Raw genomic sequence first — 19,852 nt, 5'->3', positions numbered from 1 at the left:
CATGACGATCTATGATGAAGCCTGGGTGAAGGCCGAAGAGGAAAAGCGCCGCTTCATGGGCGAACATGGCCTGTGGCGCGAGGATGACGAACATTCCTCCTGCGGCGTGGGTCTGGTCGCCTCGATCAGTGGCAAACCTTCGCGCAAGGTGGTGGATGCGGGTCTGGATGCACTGCGCGCGATCTGGCACCGCGGCGCGGTCGATGCCGATGGCAAGACGGGCGACGGCGCGGGCATCCATGTGCAGATCCCGGTGAAATTCTTCTACGATCAGGTCCGCCGCACGGGCCATGAGGCCGACCCGAAGAAGCTGATCGCGGTGGGGCAGGTCTTCCTGCCGCGCACCGATTTCGCCGCGCAGGAACGCTGCCGCACGATCGTCGAAACCGAAGTGCTGCGCATGGGCCATTATATCTATGGCTGGCGTCACGTTCCGGTGGATACGTCGGTGCTGGGCGAAAAGGCCAATGCGACGCGGCCCGAGATCGAGCAGATCCTGATCCGTTGTGAAAAGGACATCGACCACGAACAGTTCGAGCGTGAGCTTTACATCATCCGTCGCCGGATCGAGAAGGCGGTGACGGCTGCCGGGATCGCGGGCTGCTACCTGTGCAGCCTGTCCTGCCGCAGCATCATCTACAAGGGCATGATGCTGGCCGAGCAGGTTTCGGTCTTCTACCCGGATCTTCAGGACGAGCGGTTCGAATCCACCTTCGCCATCTATCACCAGCGCTATTCCACCAACACCTTCCCGCAATGGTGGCTGGCGCAGCCCTTCCGCATGCTCGCCCATAACGGCGAGATCAACACGCTGAAGGGCAACGTCAACTGGATGCGCAGCCATGAGATCCGCATGGCCTCGTCGGCCTTCGGGGAAATGGCCGAGGACATCAAGCCGATCATCCCCTCGGGCACGTCGGACAGCGGCGCGCTGGACGCGGTGTTCGAGGTTCTGGTGCGCTCGGGCCGGTCGGCACCGATGGCCAAGACCATGCTGGTCCCCGAAGCCTGGAGCAAGACGACCGCCGACATGCCGCAGGCCTGGGCGGATATGTATGCATATTGCAACGCGGTGATGGAGCCGTGGGACGGCCCGGCCGCGCTGGCGATGACCGATGGCCGCTGGGTCTGCGGCGGGCTGGACCGCAACGGCCTGCGCCCGATGCGCTATGTCGTCACCGGCGATGGCCTGCTGATCGCGGGGTCCGAAGCGGGTATGGTGCCGGTGGACGAAGGCACGATCCGTGAAAAAGGCGCGCTCGGTCCGGGGCAGATGATTGCCGTCGATACCAAGGAGGGCAAGCTTTACCACGACGCCGAGATGAAGGACCGTCTGGCCCGCAGCCAGCCCTACAGCGAATGGATCGAGAAGGTCGTCGACCTGAACTCGATGCTGCGCGACATCCCGGAAGAACAGACCTTCACGGGCGCGGCGCTGCGCAAGCGCCAGATCGCGGCGGGCTATACGGTCGAGGAGCTGGAGCAGGTTCTGGCTCCGATGGCCGAGGACGGCAAGGAAATGATCGCCTCGATGGGTGATGATACGCCGGTCGCGGTGCTGTCGAAGCAATATCGGCCGCTGAGCCATTTCTTCCGCCAGAACTTCAGCCAGGTCACCAACCCGCCGATCGACTCATTGCGCGAAACGCGGGTGATGAGCCTCAAGACCCGGTTCGGCAACCTGAAGAACGTCTTGGATGAATCGAGCGCCCAGACCGAGATTCTGGTTCTGGAAAGCCCGTTCATTGCCAATATCGAATATCAGGTGATGCTGAAGCAGTTCGGCGCGCAGGTTGCGGTCATCGACTGCACCTTCCCGGCGGACAGCGATCAGGAGGCGCTGCGTCTGGGGCTGGAGCGTATCCGCGCCGAGGCTGAGGATGCCGTGCGGTCGGGCGCCGCGCATCTGGTGCTGACGGACGAGCATCAGGGCGAGGGCAAGGTGGCGATGCCGATGATCCTCGCTACCAGCGCGGTGCACAGCTGGCTGACGCGGAAGGGCCTGCGGACCTTCACCTCGCTGAACGTGCGTGCGGCGGAATGCATCGACCCGCATTACTTTGCGGTGCTGATCGGCTGCGGCGCAACCACGGTGAACCCTTATCTGGCGCAGGACAGCATTGCGGACCGCATCGCGCGCGGTCTGCTGGAAGGCAGCCTGACCGAGGCGATGCGCCGCTACCGCGACGCCATCGACGCGGGCCTTCTGAAGATCATGGCGAAGATGGGGATTTCCGTCATCTCGTCCTATCGTGGCGGTCTGAATTTCGAGGCGGTGGGCCTGTCGCGTGCCATGGTGGCCGAATACTTCCCCGGCATGCACAGCCGCATCTCGGGGATCGGGCTGCACGGCATCCAGCAGAAGCTGCAAGAGGCCCATGCGAAGGGCTGGCGCGGCGGCAGCGACGTTCTGCCCATCGGCGGTTTCTACAAGGCGCGGCGCTCGGGCGAGAAACACGCCTGGGAAGCCCAGACCATGCATATGCTGCAAGCGGCCTGCGACCGGGCATCCTATGACATCTGGAAGCAGTACAGCGCCTCGATGCGGGCCAATCCGCCGATCCACATCCGTGATCTGCTGGACATCAAGCCGCTGGGCAAGCCGGTGCCGATTGAAGAGGTCGAGTCGATCACCTCGATCCGCAAGCGGTTCGTGACGCCGGGCATGTCGCTGGGGGCGCTGTCGCCCGAGGCGCACATGACGCTGAACATCGCCATGAACCGGATCGGCGCCAAATCCGACTCGGGCGAGGGAGGCGAAGATCCGGCGCACCAGCATCCGTTCCCGAACGGCGATAACCCCTGCGCCAAGATCAAGCAGGTGGCGAGTGGTCGTTTCGGTGTGACGGCGGAATACCTGAACGCCTGCGAGGAACTGGAAATCAAGGTTGCCCAGGGCGCCAAGCCCGGCGAGGGCGGCCAGCTTCCGGGCATGAAGGTGACCGAACTGATCGCGCGGCTGCGCCACAGCACCAAGGGCGTGACGCTGATCTCGCCCCCGCCGCACCACGACATCTATTCGATCGAGGATCTGGCACAGCTCATCTACGACCTGAAGCAGATCAACCCGCGCTGCAAGGTGACGGTGAAGCTGGTTTCGGCCAGCGGCGTCGGCACCATCGCAGCGGGTGTGGCCAAGGCCAAGGCGGATATCATTCTGATTTCCGGTCATAACGGCGGCACGGGCGCCAGCCCCGGCACCTCGATCAAATACGCGGGCCTGCCGTGGGAAATGGGCCTGACCGAGGCGCATCAGGTGCTGACCATGAACAACCTGCGCGAGCGGGTGACGCTGCGCACCGACGGTGGTCTGCGCACGGGCCGCGACGTGGTGATTGCCGCGATGCTGGGGGCCGAGGAATACGGCATCGGCACCGCCGCCCTGATCGCCATGGGCTGTATCATGGTGCGGCAGTGCCAGTCGAACACCTGTCCGGTGGGCGTCTGCACCCAGAACGTCGATCTGCGCAAGAAGTTCACGGGCTCCGCCGACAAGGTGGTGAACCTGATCACCTTCTATGCGCAGGAAGTGCGCGAAATCCTCGCCTCCATCGGCGCACGTTCGCTGGACGAGATCATCGGTCGCCCCGATCTGCTGAGCCAGGTCAGCCGCGGGTCCGAGGCGCTGGACGATCTGGACCTGAACCCGCTGCTGATCACGGTCGACGGCTCGCAGAAGGTGACCTACGACCGTTCGAAACCGCGCAATGCGGTGCCGGATACGCTGGATGCGGAAATCGTCAAGGATGGCGCGCGCTTCTTCGAGGATGGCGAGAAGATGCAGCTCTCCTATGCTGTGCGCAACACGCTGCGGACCATCGGCACGCGGTCGTCGAGCCACATCGTCAAGAAGTTCGGGATGCGCAACAACCTGCAACCGGACCATCTGACGGTGAAGCTGACCGGCAACGCCGGGCAGTCGCTGGGCGCGTTCGCGGTCAACGGGCTGAAGATCGAGGTGCAGGGCGATGCCAACGATTACGTCGGCAAGGGCCTCAGCGGCGGTCTGATCGTGGTGCGCCCACAGATGTCCAGCCCGCTGGTTGCGGATCAGAACACCATCATCGGCAATACCGTGCTTTATGGTGCGACCGATGGTTACCTGTTCGCGGCGGGCAAGGCGGGCGAGCGGTTCGCCGTGCGGAACTCGGGCGCGACTGTGGTGATCGAGGGCTGCGGCACCAACGGCTGTGAATACATGACCGGCGGTGTTGCGGTGATCCTTGGCAGGATCGGGGCCAACTTCGGCGCGGGCATGACCGGGGGCATGGCCTATCTCTACGACCCCGAGGGGGTGGCAGAGGATTTCATGAACCTTGAAAGCCTCGTGACCTGCGCGGTCAGCCACCCGCATTGGGAGGCGCAGGTGAAAGGTCTGGTCGAGCGTCATGCCGCCGAGACCGGCAGCCTGAAAGCCGCGCAGATCCTTGCGGACTGGGAAGCCGAGCGGGCCAATTTCCTTCAGGTCTGTCCGAAAGAGATGCTGGTCCATCTGCCCTGTCCGCTGTCGGACGAGGCGGCGAAGGTGCCGGCGGAATAAGTGGGGCACAGCCCTTGCCGTTCCGGACGCCCGCGGTCACCCCGCGGGCGTCATCTTTTCGTGACAGGGCTGGTGGAACCTGCGGGAAAGGCGCACGTTCAAGGGGAACGCGTATCCTGTAACCGGAGTCTGCCATGTCCGATCTTGTCATCATTGCATTCGATACCGAGGCCACCGCCTTTGAGGCGCGCGCGGCACTGGTGAAGATGCAGCAGGAATATCTGATCGAAATGGAGGATGCCGTGGTTGTCACCCGCAAGGATGACGGCACGGTGCAACTGCATCAGGCGGTCAACATGACCGCGATGGGCGCCGCTGGTGGTGGCGTCTGGGGCGGCCTGATCGGCCTTCTGTTCCTCAATCCGCTGCTGGGTGCGGCGGTTGGGGCAGGGGCAGGGGCGCTGTCAGGCTGGATGACCGATGTCGGCATCAATGACGATTTCCTGAAACAGACCGGGCAAAGCCTGCCGCCGGGCGGCGCCGCGCTGGGTATCCTGATCCGCAAGATGACCGCCGACAAGGTGCTGGCCGGGCTCGACAGCTTTGCGGGCAAGGGCAGGGTGCTGCGCACCTCGCTCAGCACAGATCAGGAAGCAAAGCTGGCCGAGGCGCTGGCCCGTCACGGAACGTCGTCGTCGCTTTGATCCGCGACGCGGCGGGATGGCCCCGTCTGCCTTGACCGGCAGGCGGGCTTCGTGATCTGTGGGGGGCATGGCCAAGACCACCCGCAAGAAGAAACCCGCCGCCGAACCGGCGCCCGAAATCGTCGCGCCGTTGCGGCCACCCCTGTGGGGGCGCCTGCGGCTTTGGATTTTGCGCGGTATTGCCGGGGTGATCGGCCTTTTCGCCGCGCTGATCCTTGTTTTCGCCGTCGTGCCGGTGCCGCCGAATCTGTATCAGATGCAGGAAAGCTGGCGGCTGGGCGGCATCGAGCGCGACTGGGTGGGTTGGGATGATATTGCGCCGGTCATGGCCCGCTCGGTCGTGGCGGCCGAGGATGCCAATTTCTGCCTGCACTGGGGGTTCGACATGAAGGCGATCCGCGCCGCGCTGGCCGAAGGCAGCGGGCGGGGCGCTTCGACCATCAGCCAGCAGGTCGTCAAGAATGTCTTTCTGTGGCAGGGCCGGAACTGGGCGCGCAAGGCAGCCGAGGCGCTGCTGACACCGCCGGTCGAACTGATCTGGACCAAGCGACGTATTCTGCATGTCTATTTGAACATTGCGGAATTTGGCGAAGGTGTCTTTGGGGTCGAGGCCGCGGCACAGCACTGGTTCGGGGTGTCTGCCAGGGATCTGACCCCGGTGCAGGCCGCGCGTCTGGCGGCGATCCTGCCCGATCCCAAGGCGCGCAATCCGGCAAAGCCCACGGCAAGCCTGCGGCGCCGTGCCTCGCAAATCCTCGACGGGGCGCAGACCATCCGGGCCGACGGGCGCGCCGCTTGTTTCGAGGGTTGACGCCGGAATACAAAACGCGCGCCCAGGGCGCGCGCGTTTCAGGAATGCCTCGGGCAGAGATCAGTCGCGCAGCAGCTCGTTGATCGAGGTTTTGGAGCGGGTCTGTGCATCCACCTTCTTCACGATCACTGCGCAGTAAAGGTTGATGCCGTTCTTCGACGGCATGGAGCCTGCGACGACGACCGAACCGGCCGGAACCTCGCCATACATCACCTCGCCGGTTTCCCGGTCGACGATCTTGGTCGATTTGCCGATGAACACGCCCATGCCGAGGACCGAACCCTCACGCACGATGCAGCCCTCGACCACCTCGGAGCGGGCACCGATGAAGCAATTGTCCTCGATGATGGTCGGGCCGGCCTGCATCGGTTCCAGCACGCCGCCAATGCCGACGCCCCCTGACAGGTGGACGTTCTTGCCGATCTGCGCGCAGGAGCCGACGGTGGCCCATGTATCGACCATGGTGCCCTCATCCACGAAGGCGCCGAGGTTTACGAAGCTGGGCATCAGGACCACGCCTTTGGCGATATGTGCGGATTTGCGGACGATGCAGTTCGGCACGGCGCGGAAACCCGCAGCCCTGAATTCCGCCTCGCCCCAGCCGTGGAACTTGCTGTCCACCTTGTCCCACCAGCTGCTGCCCTGCGGGCCGCCGGATTGCAGTTCCATATCCTTCAGGCGGAAGCCCAGCAGCACTGCCTTCTTGGCCCACTGGTTGACATGCCAGTCGGCGCCGCGCTTTTCCGCCACGCGCAGAGTGCCCGCGCCCAAAGCCTCCAGCGTCGCCTCGACGGCATCGCGGGCCTCGCCCTTGGTCGCCGGGGTGATGGCGTCGCGCGCCTCCCATGCGGTTTCGATGGCGGCTTCCAGTGCGGCGGTGCTCATGGCGCTCCCTTCCCTATCCGGCGATTGCGCCATAGCCTATAGACGCAGGCCCCGGCCCGCGCAATCGCCGTTCCCGACCCGTGCCGCCTGTACCGCGACCAAAACCAAGGAAGACCGCATGACCGACGACGCCCGCCAGCACCCGTTCCGTGACAGCCATCAGGACGTGGCGGCGACCCATCGCATCCCCGACACGCCGCAGACCCGTGCCCCCGCCTATCGGCTGGCCTTCACCGATACCGATTTCCTGATGCGCGAGGAGTTGCGGCCGGTGCGCCTGCAACTGGAGCTGCTGAAGGCGCAGATGGTGCTGGATGAGCGTGGCATCAAATCGACCATCGTGCTGTTTGGCGGCGCCCGCATCCCGGAACCCGCGCAGAAGGAGACTGCGAAAACCCCGGTTCTGGCGGAGCTGTCGAAATATTATGACGAGGCGCGGCGCTTCGCCCGGATGATGACTGAACGCAGCCTGCAAAGCTATGGCCGCGAGAATGTCATCGTGACCGGCGGCGGGCCGGGGGTGATGGAGGCAGGCAACCGTGGCGCCGATGATGCGGGCGGTCAGTCCATCGGCCTGAACATCGTGCTGCCGCATGAACAGGCACCCAATGCCTATGTGACGCCCGACCTGTCATTCAACTTCCACTACTTCGCCATCCGCAAGATGCACTTCCTGATGCGGGCCAAGGCTATCTGCATCTTCCCCGGCGGCTTTGGGACTCTGGATGAGATGTTCGAAAGCCTGACCCTGATCCAGACACGGCGGATGAAGCCCGTGCCCTTCCTGCTGTTCGGGCGCGAGTTCTGGGAGAAGATCATCAACTGGCAGGCACTGGCCGAGGCAGGGACCATCAGCCCCCAGGATCTGGACCTGTTCCGTTATGTCGATACGGCGGAAGAGGCGGTGGCCATCATCGACGGCTGGAAGGAACCCTGCCCCTGATCGCTTTCCCCTGATGCCTAGCGCAGGGCACGGCCCTTGATAATCGCGTCGCGGCCGAAGCGGGCGCGGATTTGATCGGTTGCGGCCTCTGCCTTCGCGCGGGTGGCGGCCTGCGGGTCCAAGAGATCGGCAGTGGTGTCTGCCTCCAGCCCCGGCACCAGATCGGCGATGCCGCAGCCGATCAGCCGGTAGGCGGCCCCCTTCGGCACCTGATCGAACAACGCCCGTGCCTCGCGGTAGATGCGGTCAGCCATCTGGGTCGGCGCGGGCAGGGCGTGGCGGCGGCTGACCTGCACGAAATCCGCACGTTTCAGCTTCAGCGTCACGGTCCGGCCCGCCAACCCCTTCGCCTTGGCCCGGTCGGCCACCTGCACCGCCAGCCGCCACAGATGCCCGTCCAGCAGATCGGCATCGGCGGTATCCTCATTGAAGGTGGTCTCTTTCGAGATGGTCTTGAGCTTTTCATCCCGGCTGACGCGGCGGCTGTCCTGCCCGCGCGCCAGATGCCAGAGCCGCCCGCCCATATGGCCAAAGCGCGCGACCAGATCTGCCTGATCCCAGCGCAGCAGGTCGGCGATGGTTCGGATGCCCGCCGTCTCCAGCGCGGTCTGTGTGGCGGTGCCGACGCCCCAGATGATGCGGACAGGTTTCGGGGTCAGAAAGGCTTCGGTCTCGGCCCGGCCGATCACCGAAAATCCGCGCGGCTTGTCGAGGTCAGAGGCGATCTTGGCCAGAAACTTGTTGTGCGACAGGCCGACGGAGCCGGAGATGCCCAGTTCCGTCTCCATCCGCCGCACAAGGCGGGCCAGCATCACCGCTGGAGGCGCGCCATGCAGACGCGCGGTGCCGGTGAGATCGAGGAACGCTTCGTCCAGGCTCAGGGGTTCGATGGCCGGGGTCAGATCCTCCATCATGGCGCGGATCTTGCGCGACACTTCGGCATAGACCTGCATGCGCGGCTTGATGACGACGGCAGAAGGACAGAGCTTCAGCGCCTGAAACATCGGCATGGCCGAACGCACGCCCGAAATCCGCGCGATATAGCAGCAGGTGGAAACGACGCCCCGCGTGCCGCCGCCCACGATGACAGGCTTGTCGGCCAGATCAGGATTGTCGCGCTTTTCGACAGAGGCATAGAAGGCATCGCAATCCATGTGGGCAATGGAAAGATCCCAGAGCTCGGGGTGCGACAGCACGCGCGGACTGCGACAGGCCGGGCAGCGGCTGCCGGTATCGAAGGCGGTCAGGCAGGAACGGCAAAGCGCGGGCATGGCACCTTTTACCATACCCGCGCGAGGCTGACAGTGGGGGCAAATTCTCTGTTCAGGGAATTTGCAAAAGTTTTCAGGAAAACTTTTGCGTCACGCGGGAACCGGGCGGAACGCCGGGCGCGCGCTGCGCTTGCGCTCATACCGGGCATAGCCCAGATCGGTGTGTTCAATCTCCGGCGCGCGGCCCGAGATGATGTCGGCCAGCAGTTGGCCCGAGCCGCAGGACATCGTCCAGCCCAGCGTGCCGTGGCCGGTGTTGAGGAAAAGGTTCGAGATCGGCGAGCGACCGACGATCGGCGTGCCATCCGGCGTCATCGGGCGCAGGCCGGTCCAGAACTGGGCCTGCGACTGGTCGCCCGCGCCACCGAACAGGTCTTCGACCGAATGGGTCAGCGTGGCTTGCCGTTTGGGGTTCAGGCTCAGGTCGAAGCCTGCGATTTCGGCCATGCCGCCGACGCGGATGCGGTCGCCCAGCCGGGTGATGGCGATCTTGTAGGTTTCATCCATCACGGTCGAAACCGGCGCGCGGCTTTCATCCACCACCGGCACGGTGATCGAATAGCCCTTCAGCGGATAGACCGGCAGCGCAATGCCCAGCGGTGCGGCCAGCATGGGCGAATAAGACCCCATGGCCAGCACGAAGGCATCGGCGTGCACCCGGCCTTCCGAGGTCTCCACGAAAGCCACACGGCCCATTTCGGTATGGATGCGCCGGATCGAGACGCCCCAGCGGAATTCGACGCCTGCCGCCGCAGCCATATCGGCCAGACGGTTGGTGAACTTGAAGCAATCGCCGGTTTCATCGCCTGGCAAGCGCAGCCCGCCCGCGATCTTGTCAGCGCTGGCGGCCAGGCCCGGCTCGGCCGCGACGCAGCCCGCACGGTCCAGTACCTCGAAGGCGACGCCATCGTCACGCAGAACCTCAATGTCTTTCGCGGCGCCTTCCACCTGCTTCTGCGTGCGGAACAGCTGCAGCGTGCCCTGCGTGCGTTCATCATAGCTGATGCCGGTTTCGGCGCGCAGCTCACCCAGACAATCGCGCGAATATTCCGCCAGCCGCACCATGCGCGACTTGTTCACATGATAGGCGTCGGCGGTGCAGTTCATCAGCATTTTCGCCATCCAGCTCAGCTTGGCGAAATCGGGGCGCGGCTGGATGACCAGCGGCGCATGCTTCTGGAACATCCATTTCATCGCCTTCAGCGGGATACCCGGCGCGGCCCAGGGGGCGGAATAGCCGGGGCTGACCTCGCCCGCATTGGCGAAAGAGGTTTCCAGCGCGGGGGCGGCCTGACGATCGATCACCGTCACCTGATGGCCCTGACGGCTCAGATACCAGGCCGAGGTCACACCGATGACACCTGCGCCGAGGATGACGATTTTCATGGGCCGCTCCGCTGGTTGAAAGCCATGAACAAATGATACCTTTTTGCCATGGGATTTTCTGGCGTTCTGCGGGCGCGAAAGGAATGCTGCCGGGAAATTTTTGCGCCCGAATGGCAAGTGACCGAACAATTCATCGGGTCTTTGTCAAATGCCGCCGATCTGTCCGGCTATTGCCGGCCTGTGCGACGGAATCACTTGCCTATTGATCAGGCGGTTTGTGAAGTCCATCTTGGCGGGGATTGAATACCGGAGTTACCTGTCATGGATTTCGAAACCCTCATCGGCGGCAACGCCATCTTCCTTGCGCTTGCCTCCTTTGTCATCCTCTGCATCTTCCTTGGCGTGCGGATCGTGCCGCAAAGCCAGAAGCATGTGGTCGAGCGCTTTGGCAGGTTGCGCGCAGTGCTGGGGCCGGGGCTGAACTTTGTCGTGCCTTTCCTTGACAGCATCGCGCACAAGGTTTCGATCCTTGAACGGCAGTTGCCGAATGCGAGCCAGGACGCGATCACCGCTGACAACGTGCTGGTGAAGGTGGAAACCAGCGTGTTCTATCGCATCACCGAGCCGGAAAAGACCGTCTACCGTATCCGTGATGTGGATGGCGCCATTGCCACCACGGTCGCCGGGATCGTGCGGTCGGAAATCGGCAAGCTGGAACTGGATCAGGTGCAGTCGAACCGGGCCGACCTTATCACCAAGGTGCGCGAGCAGGTGGCGGTGATGGTGGATGACTGGGGGATCGAGGTGACGCGCGCCGAAATCCTTGACGTTAATCTGGACGAGGCGACCCGCGCCGCCATGCTTCAGCAGCTCAACGCCGAACGTGCCCGCCGCGCGCAGGTGACCGAGGCGGAGGGCAAGAAGCGCGCGGTGGAGCTGAACGCCGAGGCGGAGCTTTATGCAGCGGAGCAGCAGGCCAAGGCCCGCCGCATCCTCGCCGATGCCGAGGCTTATTCGACAGGGGTCATCGCGCAGGCGATCCGGGAAAACGGGCTGGAGGCGGCGCAATACCAGGTGGCGCTGAAACAGGTTGAGGCGCTGTCGGATGTCGCCAAGGGCGGCGGCAAGCAGACGATCCTGCTGCCCGCGCAGGCGCTGGAGGCGTTCGGCAATGCGTTCCAGATGCTGAAAGGGCGGGGCTGATCATGGCCTGGTGGGTCTGGGTCGCCGGGGGCTTCGTTCTGGGCATCGTCGAGGTGCTGGCGCCGGGCTATGTGTTCCTTGGCTTTGCTTTGGGCGCGCTGGCGGTCGGCCTCGGCCTCTGGACCGGGCTTCTGGCGCTGGGGCTGCCCGCCCAGATCGCAGTTTTCGCGCTGGTTTCAGTGGTGGCCTGGGCCGTGCTGCGTAAGGTCTTCCCGCAGCAACGCGGCGAGGTGAAGCGCTGGACCCGCGATATCAACGACTAGATCAGCTTCGGGCCCGGCGCGCATGGGGATGGGCGGTTGCGTAAACCTCCATCAGCCGCGCGGCATCGACGCCGGTATAGGCCTGTGTCGTGGACAGCGAAGCATGGCCCAGCAATTCCTGAATAGCCCGCAGATCGCCGCCCGAGGCGAGCAGATGCGTGGCAAAGCTGTGACGCAACGCATGCGGTGTGGCGCTGGCGGGCAGGCCGAGGCGGTTGCGCGTGCGTTCCATCGCCGCCGCAATCAGGCGCGGGTTCAGTGCGCCGCCGCGCGTGCCGCGAAACAGCGGCTGATCTGCGGTCAGGTCGTAGGGGCAAAGGTCCGCATAGCGCGCCACGGCCGCGCGCGCAGCAGGCAGCACCGGCACCAGCCGCTGCTTGTTGCCCTTACCAGTGATGCGCAGCACCTCGGGCAGCGGATGGTCGGCGCCTGTCAGCCCCAGCGCCTCGGAAATCCGCAGGCCGCAGCCGTAAAGCAGCGTCACCACCGCCGTATCGCGTGCGGCAACCCAGGGCTCGCGTGCGTCGTCGCCCACGCTGTACAGCACCTCGGCGGCGCCGTCGACCGACAGCGGGCGGGGAAGCTTCTTCTGGAAACGCGGCGCGCGGGCTTGCAGGATGGCGGTCGCATCCGCGCCCTGCCGGTCGGCCAGCCAGGCGGTGAATCCTTTCACGGCTGACAGGCTGCGCGCCAGTGACCGGGCCGAAACCCCGCGCCCGCGTTCATGCGCCATCCAGGCGCGCAGATCACCCACCGGCACCGTGACCAGCGCCGTCAGCCCTTCGGTTCCGCCGCGATGATGGGCCAGAAAGGACAACCAGCCGCGCACATCCGCCGCATAGGCCGTCACGGTCTTGTCTGCCCGCCCGTCCAGCGCGCGCAGATGGGTCAGCCAGTCCTCCAGCGCCGCGCGTGCGGCCGGAGAGATGGCCAGTGTCGTCACGACAGCCAGCGGCGCATCGTCCGCTCGAACACCCCGGCGAAGAAGGCCAGCAGGTCAGTGCCGTGGGTGGGTTTGAAATGGTGCGGGTCTTCGCAGCCCATGACCAGAAGGCCGGGCAGGCGCCCCTTGCCGAAGTCGAGCTTCATCAGCGCTTCGGACCGGATCCAGCCCGCGGTTTCGCCATAGATCATGTTGGAACTGGGAATGGTCTGGCGCAGGGTCACCGGGCGCAGGCTGACATTGCGACCACCCGAGACATATTCCGCCACGAAGCCGGGTTCAGCCACGAACAGCACGTCGCCCAGACGGCGCAGAGCCGGATCGTCGGCCTCCTGCACCGATTCCAGCACGAGGCGGATACAGTCGACGCGAAGGGTCTGCGCCACCTCACCCGCGAGGCTTTTGAGGAAATCCTCGAAAGACAGCGGGTCGAGCATTTGCAGGATGGCGCGATGCACCTGATTGGTGCCGGCAAGGTTTTCATAGGCGGCGGCGATAACGGTGCGGTGGGTATCTTCCAGCCGCTCCAGCCGGTTTTCCAGCCGTTCCATGGCGATGCCACGCAGATCGACCACATTCGACCCCATCGCCCGATCCGTCGCCGCGATCAGGGCGCGCATCAGATCGCGGTCTTCCAGAATGACTTCCGGCTTTTCCAGAATCCGGTCGCGGAGGTCCGGCTCGATCATGCTTTAACTGCCCGTTTGTTGGTTTTGCGCGACTTTAGCAAATGCGCGGGGGCCTTGTCGCGCGAAAATGTGGCGAAAGGGAAAGCCGGGAAACAAAGATGCCGCCGTCCGGGCCGGGACGGCGGCATCCTTTTCGGCTCAGACGGTGCGGATCAGAGGATCTTCTGTCCGGTCTTGGCCCAGTCTTTCACGAACTGGTCCAGCCCCTTGTCGGTCAGCACATGGCTGGCCAGCCCCTTGATGACCGCGGGCGGCGCGGTCATCACATCGGCGCCGATCAGAGCGCATTGTGCGACATGATTGGCGGTGCGGATCGAGGCGGCGAGGATCTGGGTCTCGAACCCGTAATTGTCGTAGACGTCACGGATGTCCGAAATCAGCTCCAGCCCGTCGAGGTTGATATCGTCTAGGCGGCCGATGAAGGGACTGATGAAGGTGGCACCCGCCTTGGCGGCGATCAGCGCCTGATTGACGCTGAAACACAGGGTCACGTTCACCATCTTGCCTTCGCCCGACAGCACCTTGCAGGCTTTCAGCCCGTCCCAGGTCAGCGGCACCTTGACGGTGATATTGGGCGCGATCTCGGCCAGCTTGCGGCCTTCGGCGATCATCTCGTCAGCGGTCAGCGACACGACTTCGGCCGAAACCGGGCCGGAAACGATGGAGCAGATTTCCTTCGTCACTTCCATGATGTCGCGGCCGGACTTCAGGATGATCGAGGGGTTGGTGGTCACGCCATCGACCATGCCAAGGTCGTTCAGCTCGGCAATGGCGGCCACGTCGGCGGAATCTACGAAGAATTTCATCCGGGATGTCCTCTCGGGGTTGCGGGCGCTCTCGCCGCCGTATTAGCCCAAAGGGACGGACGGGGAAAGAGAGGCGACAGGTGGATCGGGTCTTTGCGGCAGGGGAACGGGTCGGCGTGGCGCTGACCGAGCCTTTGGGCCGGGCCCTGACCGGCGTTCTGGACTATCGCGCCCCCGAAGGCGGCTGTGGCACCGGCGATTTCGTCGAGGTGCCGCTGGGCCCGCGCCGGATGCTGGGTGTGGTCTGGGGACCGGGGACCGGCGATTTCGACGCGGCGAAGCTGCGCGCCGTTTCCCGCGTGCTGGATGCGCGGCCGATGCGGGCGGAGCTGCGCAACTTCCTGAGCCGTGCCGCCGATTACACGCTGACCCCGTTGCCTGCGATGCTGCGCCTTGCCACCCGCGCACCGGGGCTGGGCGAGCCGCCGGGCCTGCGCCGGGTCTATCGTCTGTCCGGCCCCGCGCCCAACAAGCTGACCGACGCGCGGCTGCGGGTGATCGAGGCCTTGCGCGATTTCGGCGGCGCGTCGGTGACTCTGGGCGAATTGTGCGAGGCAGCGGCCTGTTCCTCGTCGGTCGTCAAGGGGCTGGTGAAGGCGGGTGCGGTGTCCGAGGACGAGGCGCCGCGCGATCTGCCCTTTCCCGACCTGAACCCCGCCGATGGTGTGACGCTTCAAGGGGATCAGGTCGCCGCCGCCGATGCGCTGGTCGCGGCGCTGGCGCAGGGCGGCTATGGCACGACGCTGCTGAAGGGCGTCACCGGATCGGGCAAGACCGAGGTCTATCTTGAGGCTGTGGCCGAATGTCTGCGGCAGGGGCGGCAGGCGCTGGTTCTTCTGCCGGAAATCGCGCTGACGGCGGAATTTCTGACGCGGGTCGAGGCGCGGTTTGGCGCGCGACCCGCCGAATGGCACTCCGGCGTGACCCAGACCGAACGCCGCCGGGTGTGGAAGATGGTATCCGAAGGTCGGGCGCAGATGGTGGTCGGCGCACGTTCCGCCCTGTTCCTGCCGTTCCAGCAGCTTGGTCTGATCGTGGTCGATGAGGAGCACGACACCTCGTATAAGCAAGAGGATGGCGTGCTTTACAATGCGCGCGACATGGCGGTGCTGCGGGCCTCGATCTGCGGGGCGCAGGTGGTTCTGGCCTCGGCCACGCCCAGCCTTGAAAGCTGGGTGAATGCCGAACAGGGCAAGTATACGCGGCTTGATCTTGGCGCGCGATACGGCACGGCCGAACTGCCCGAGATGCGGGCGATCGACATGCGGGGCGAGCGGCTGGCCTCGAACCGCTGGATTTCCGACCCGCTGGCGCGGGCGGTGGAGGCGCGGCGCGCGGCGGGGGAGCAGTCGCTTCTGTTCCTCAACCGGCGTGGCTATGCGCCGGTTACCATCTGCCGCGCCTGCGGGCATCAGGTGGGTTGCGATCATTGCGACGCGCGGATGGTGGAGCATCGCTTCCTCAAACGGCTTGTCTGCCATCAATGCGGCGCGACCAAGCCTGTGCCCGAAGCCTGCCCCTCCTGCGGGGTAGAGGGTCGGATGGTGCCGGTGGGGCCGGGGGTGGAACGGCTGGCCGAGGAGGTCGCCGAACGCTTCCCCGAGGCGAAGCTTGCGATCCTGTCGTCAGACCTGTTCGGTTCGGCGCGCGCGCTGAAACAGCGGATCGAGGAAATCGCACGGGGCGAGGCCGAAATCGTCATCGGCACGCAGATCGTGGCCAAGGGCCACAACTTCCCGCTGCTGACGCTGGTCGGGGTCATTGACGCGGATCTGGGCTTGCAGGGATCGGACCTGCGCGCGGCGGAGCGGACGTTCCAGCTGATGCGGCAGGTCGCCGGGCGGGCAGGGCGGTCAGGCGACCGGCAGGGGCTGGCGCTCCTTCAGACCCATCAGCCTGAACATCCGGTGATCCGGTCAATCCTGGGCGGCGATGAAGAGGCGTTCTGGCGGGCAGAAAGCGCCGAGCGCCGCGCCTCGGGTGTTCCGCCCTGGGGACGGATGGCCGGGATCATCCTTTCAGGGCCGGAAGTGGCGCAGGTCTTTGATTTCGGGGCGGAACTTGCCCGCCGTGACGGCCCGCTGCGCCGGATCGGGGCGCAGCTGTTCGGCCCGGCACCCGCGCCCATCGCCAGAGTGCGCGGCCGCCACCGGGTGCGGCTGCTGATCAAGGCCGACAAACATGCGCCGATTCAGGCTGCCGTTGCGGAATGGCTGGCGCAGCTTAAGCCGCCGAACAACCTACGCATCGCGGTCGATATAGACCCGCAAAGCTTTTACTGATCCGCAGGCTTTCCGGGCTGCGGCGCAGAATTGTGCGGGCCACAATTCCGCACTCGCGCGGTGCCCGGCACAGGCGTAGAAAGGATGCCATGAAAATGCGCATCCTGCCCCTCGCCGAAGCCGGCCACCTGCCGCTGTGGCGGCAACCTGTTTCTCTGCTGTTCCTGATGGCCGTCGCCATGCCGCTGGCCTTTTCCACATGGTCGGCGTTGCTGAACAACTTTGTCATCGAACGCGCAGGCTTTACCGGCGTCGAGATCGGCTGGCTGCATACGGTGCGCGAAATCCCCGGCCTGCTGGCCGTGGCCGTGCTGGCCATTCTGCTGCTGTTCCGGGAACAGTCGGTCGCGGGCTGGATGCTGATGCTGCTCGGCGTATCGACCGCCGTCACTGCATGGTTCCCCACCCTCGGTGGTATCATGATGATCACCTTCCTGTCGTCGGTGGGCTTCCACTATTTCGAGACGGTCAACCAGTCGCTGCAACTGCAATGGATCGACAAGGCCCGCGCACCCAAGGTGCTGGGCTGGATCGTGGCGACCGGCTCTGCCGCCTCGCTGGTCGCCTATGCGGCCATCATGCTGACGTGGAAAGCCTTGGGCCTGTCCTATAACAGCGTCTACCTCGCCTCGGGCGGGCTGTGCGCGCTGATTGCAGTGTTCTGCCTGATCGCCTATCCGCGTTTTGAGGCGCCGCATCCGCAGCGCAAATCAATCGTGCTGCGCCGCCGCTACTGGCTTTATTACGCGCTGCAATTCATGGCGGGCGCGCGGCGGCAGATTTTCGTGGTGTTCGCGGCCTTCATGATGGTCGAGAAATTCGGCTTCGGGGTCGAGAAAATCACCGCGCTCATGCTGATCAACTTCATCGCCAATATGGCGCTGGCGCCACTGATCGGGCGCTTCATCGCCCGCTTCGGCGAACAGAAATCCATGCTGGTGGAATATGCAGGCCTGTTCTGCGTGTTCATCCTGTACGGCGGGCTCTACTGGTTCGACTGGGGGCTTTGGCTGGCCGCTGTGCTTTACGTCGTGGATCACCTGTTCTTCGCCATGTCCTTCGCGCAGAAGACCTATTTCCAGAAGATCGGCGATCCGGCGGATATGGCGCCGACGGCGGCTGTGGCCTTTACCATCAACCACATCGCGGCGGTCTTCCTGCCGGCGCTTCTGGGCTATCTGTGGGTGACCTCGCCGGGCGCGGTGTTCGGTCTGGCCGCTGGCATGGCCGCGACCTCGTTCATCCTCTCGCTGCTGGTGCCGCGCCATCCCTCGCCGGGGAATGAAACGCGGCTTGGGGGCGGCGCGGACTGGGCGCAGGCGGCGGCCTGAGCCATCACTCTCGCGCGACGGTGCTGGCGTCAGGCCTTTGCTTACCTATATTCTGACCTTCAGACAGGAGGCGCCGATGCTGAACATGTTCAAGGCCGACAAGATGAAGATGGTAAGCCCTGCCGATGCCCTGCCGGGCCGGGCAGAGCCGATCCCGACTGCTGAGACGCATTTCCTCAGCGGTCTGCCGCTGAATGCCGATGTGCCCGAAGGCTTTGCCGAAGCGATGTTCGGCATGGGGTGCTTCTGGGGCGTGGAGCGCAAGTTCTGGCAGGTGCCGGGCGTCTGGCTGACCATGGTGGGCTATGCGGGCGGCTACACACCAAATCCGACCTACAAGGAAACCTGCACCCAGCTGACCGGCCATAACGAGGTGGTGCGGGTGATCTTCGATCCGGCCAAGGTGTCGTACGATGATCTGCTGAAGGTTTTCTGGGAAAACCACGACCCGACGCAGGGGATGCGGCAGGGCAATGACATCGGGTCCACCTACCGCTCGGGGATCTATCCTTATACCGAAGCGCAGGCCGAGGCAGCACGGGCGTCGATGGCAGCCTATCAACAGGCGCTGACCGCGGCCGGCCGCGGCCGGATCACCACCGAAATCCTGCCCGCGCCAACCTTCTACTTCGCCGAGGATTACCACCAGCAATATCTGGCGAAGAACCCGGATGGCTATTGCGGACTCGGCGGCACGGGCGTGAGTTGCCCCATTGGCCTTGGCATCCGGGCCTGACCGCAGTTTGGCGGTGCCCCGAGGGTTTGCTTGTGTCGAGACCGCGCCCGCGCCGCCGCCCGGCCTGCCGCCTGTGGCAGCCGCGCCCCTGCCGGATCGGGGTTCAGGCCGGAAAGCGGCAATGAGTATTTGGACAAAGAGCAATATGGTCCTGCTTCTTGCCTGAAATACTCCGGGGGTCCGGGGGCTGGCCCCCGGCAGGTCGGGCCAGGTGCCAGCGCCGCTTGACCCTTGAGCCGCCGGGGTCTATCGCGGCGCGAGCCTGCCTTGAGAGGAGCCGCGCGATGCCGACCTATTCCGCCCTCACGACGTTGATGGGAGAAGATGCTGCCGAGGCCCTGGCCGAGGCGGTCGAGAAGCTTGACCCGGCGCCGGTCGGCATCGGTGTCTTTGAGATCGAGGATGACTCGGGGCTTTGGGAAGTCGGGGCCTATTTCACCGAGAAGCCCAACGAGGTGATGCTGGAAGTTCTGGCGCTGGCTTTCGAGGCACGGCCCTTTGCGCTGTCGGAGTTGCCGGAAATCGACTGGGTCGCTCATGTGCGGCGCGAGCTGGCGCCGGTTGAGGCGGGGCGCTTCTTTGTTTATGGCAGCCATGATGCCGACAAGGTGCCTGCGGATCGGATCGCGCTGCAGATCGAGGCGACAGTAGCTTTCGGCACCGGCCATCACGGCACAACGCTTGGTTGTCTGCGGGCTTTCGACCGGTTGTTCGACGCCGGGTTCCGGCCTGCAAAGGTTGCCGACATCGGCTGCGGCACGGCTGTCCTGGCGCTGGCCGCGGCGTCTGTTTTGCCCGAGGCTCTGATTCTGGCCTCCGACATCGACCGGGTGGCGGTGGATGTGGCTGAGGCGAACGTGGCGATCAACGGGCTGGAGGGCCGGGTAGAATGTCTGGAAGCGGCAGGGTTTGCCCAGCCGCGGCTCGCGGAGGCCGCGCCTTTCGATCTGATCTTTGCCAATATCCTTAAAGGTCCGCTGATCGAACTGGCGCCGGATATGGCGGCCCATGCGGCCAGGGGAGGAATCGCGATTCTGTCTGGTCTTCTGGTGGTACAGGCGGAGGCGGTGACGGCGGCTTATCTGGCGGCCGGATTCACCCTGGAGCAGCGTGAGGACATCGGGGAATGGTCGACTCTGGTGTTGAAAAAAGGCTGAAACGGGGCGGGGCGCGGGCCTT

At 64.8% G+C, this 19,852-nt stretch carries 16 protein-coding genes; 10 read left to right on the top strand and 6 right to left on the bottom strand.

Translation table 11 applies throughout. From position 1 onward, the window contains the following. Position 1 precedes the first annotated feature (1 nt). From gltB to mtgA, 3 genes are all read left to right on the top strand, one after another. On the top strand, positions 2-4,540 hold the full coding sequence (gene gltB, locus IE126_RS13790) for a glutamate synthase large subunit (protein ID WP_189381349.1): 4,539 nt from the start codon (positions 2-4) through the stop codon (positions 4,538-4,540). A 134-nt stretch (positions 4,541-4,674) separates the two neighbouring features. After that, the gene (locus tag IE126_RS13785; RefSeq protein ID WP_054303885.1) at positions 4,675-5,184 is read left to right on the top strand and encodes a DUF1269 domain-containing protein; all 510 of its coding nucleotides are present in this window, start codon (positions 4,675-4,677) and stop codon (positions 5,182-5,184) included. Between the two features lie 67 nt (positions 5,185-5,251). Beyond that, positions 5,252-5,995, top strand: coding sequence for a monofunctional biosynthetic peptidoglycan transglycosylase (gene mtgA / locus IE126_RS13780; protein ID WP_189381348.1), 744 nt, complete (start codon positions 5,252-5,254; stop codon positions 5,993-5,995). A 60-nt stretch (positions 5,996-6,055) separates the two neighbouring features. Here mtgA and dapD read toward each other — a convergent pair whose 3' ends face one another. After that, a complete protein-coding gene (gene dapD / locus IE126_RS13775) occupies positions 6,056-6,880 on the bottom strand; it encodes a 2,3,4,5-tetrahydropyridine-2,6-dicarboxylate N-succinyltransferase (RefSeq protein ID WP_189381347.1) in 825 nt (274 codons plus the stop codon). Between the two features lie 118 nt (positions 6,881-6,998). Between dapD and IE126_RS13770 the strand changes: the two genes are divergently transcribed. After that, positions 6,999-7,823, top strand: a complete 825-nt coding sequence (locus IE126_RS13770; RefSeq protein ID WP_189381346.1) for an LOG family protein — start codon at positions 6,999-7,001, stop codon at positions 7,821-7,823. A gap of 17 nt (positions 7,824-7,840) precedes the next feature. Here the strand turns inward: IE126_RS13770 and IE126_RS13765 are convergent, their stop codons facing one another. Next, a complete protein-coding gene (locus IE126_RS13765) occupies positions 7,841-9,094 on the bottom strand; it encodes a DNA polymerase IV (RefSeq protein ID WP_054303881.1) in 1,254 nt (417 codons plus the stop codon). Positions 9,095-9,184: 90 nt separating this feature from the next. Further along, a complete protein-coding gene (locus IE126_RS13760; RefSeq protein ID WP_407646035.1) occupies positions 9,185-10,597 on the bottom strand; it encodes a D-amino acid dehydrogenase in 1,413 nt (470 codons plus the stop codon). 144 nt (positions 10,598-10,741) lie between these two features. Between IE126_RS13760 and IE126_RS13755 the strand changes: the two genes are divergently transcribed. Both IE126_RS13755 and IE126_RS13750 read left to right on the top strand, forming a co-directional pair. Further along, positions 10,742-11,623, top strand: coding sequence for an SPFH domain-containing protein (locus IE126_RS13755; RefSeq protein ID WP_054303879.1), 882 nt, complete (start codon positions 10,742-10,744; stop codon positions 11,621-11,623). A 2-nt stretch (positions 11,624-11,625) separates the two neighbouring features. Continuing rightward, positions 11,626-11,886 (top strand): NfeD family protein, encoded by a 261-nt coding sequence (locus IE126_RS13750; protein ID WP_054303878.1) that lies wholly within the window; start codon positions 11,626-11,628, stop codon positions 11,884-11,886. Between the two features lies 1 nt (position 11,887). Here the strand turns inward: IE126_RS13750 and IE126_RS13745 are convergent, their stop codons facing one another. The 3 genes from IE126_RS13745 to fsa form a co-directional block, all read right to left on the bottom strand. Further along, positions 11,888-12,838 carry a tyrosine recombinase XerC gene (locus IE126_RS13745; RefSeq protein ID WP_407646038.1) on the bottom strand — a complete coding sequence of 317 codons (951 nt, stop codon included), beginning with the start codon at positions 12,836-12,838 and terminating at the stop codon, positions 11,888-11,890. After that, positions 12,826-13,518: a DUF484 family protein gene (locus IE126_RS13740; RefSeq protein WP_054303876.1), complete on the bottom strand. Its 693-nt coding sequence runs from the start codon at positions 13,516-13,518 to the stop codon at positions 12,826-12,828. The genes IE126_RS13745 and IE126_RS13740 overlap by 13 nt, the downstream gene beginning before the upstream one ends. A gap of 152 nt (positions 13,519-13,670) precedes the next feature. Then, the gene (gene fsa, locus IE126_RS13735) at positions 13,671-14,324 is read right to left on the bottom strand and encodes a fructose-6-phosphate aldolase (protein ID WP_054303875.1); all 654 of its coding nucleotides are present in this window, start codon (positions 14,322-14,324) and stop codon (positions 13,671-13,673) included. A gap of 80 nt (positions 14,325-14,404) precedes the next feature. On the opposite strand from fsa, the gene IE126_RS13730 reads away from it, so the two are divergent. The 4 genes from IE126_RS13730 to IE126_RS13715 all read left to right on the top strand — a co-directional run bounded on the left by IE126_RS13730 (position 14,405) and on the right by IE126_RS13715 (position 19,830). Next, complete coding sequence (locus IE126_RS13730) at positions 14,405-16,606, top strand: primosomal protein N' (RefSeq protein WP_229825511.1); 2,202 nt, start codon at positions 14,405-14,407, stop codon at positions 16,604-16,606. A gap of 89 nt (positions 16,607-16,695) precedes the next feature. Next, positions 16,696-17,937, top strand: a complete 1,242-nt coding sequence (locus IE126_RS13725) for an MFS transporter (RefSeq protein WP_108130480.1) — start codon at positions 16,696-16,698, stop codon at positions 17,935-17,937. A gap of 76 nt (positions 17,938-18,013) precedes the next feature. Next, positions 18,014-18,673, top strand: coding sequence for a peptide-methionine (S)-S-oxide reductase MsrA (msrA, locus tag IE126_RS13720; protein WP_170120570.1), 660 nt, complete (start codon positions 18,014-18,016; stop codon positions 18,671-18,673). 284 nt (positions 18,674-18,957) lie between these two features. After that, the gene (locus tag IE126_RS13715; protein ID WP_108130479.1) at positions 18,958-19,830 is read left to right on the top strand and encodes a 50S ribosomal protein L11 methyltransferase; all 873 of its coding nucleotides are present in this window, start codon (positions 18,958-18,960) and stop codon (positions 19,828-19,830) included. Positions 19,831-19,852 lie beyond the last annotated feature (22 nt).

The organism is Gemmobacter nanjingensis (genome assembly GCF_014652195.1).
GTDB lineage: Bacteria > Pseudomonadota > Alphaproteobacteria > Rhodobacterales > Rhodobacteraceae > Gemmobacter > Gemmobacter caeni.
Note: the sequence above shows the minus strand (reverse complement) of the source record. Positions and strands in the feature narration are given on the sequence as shown.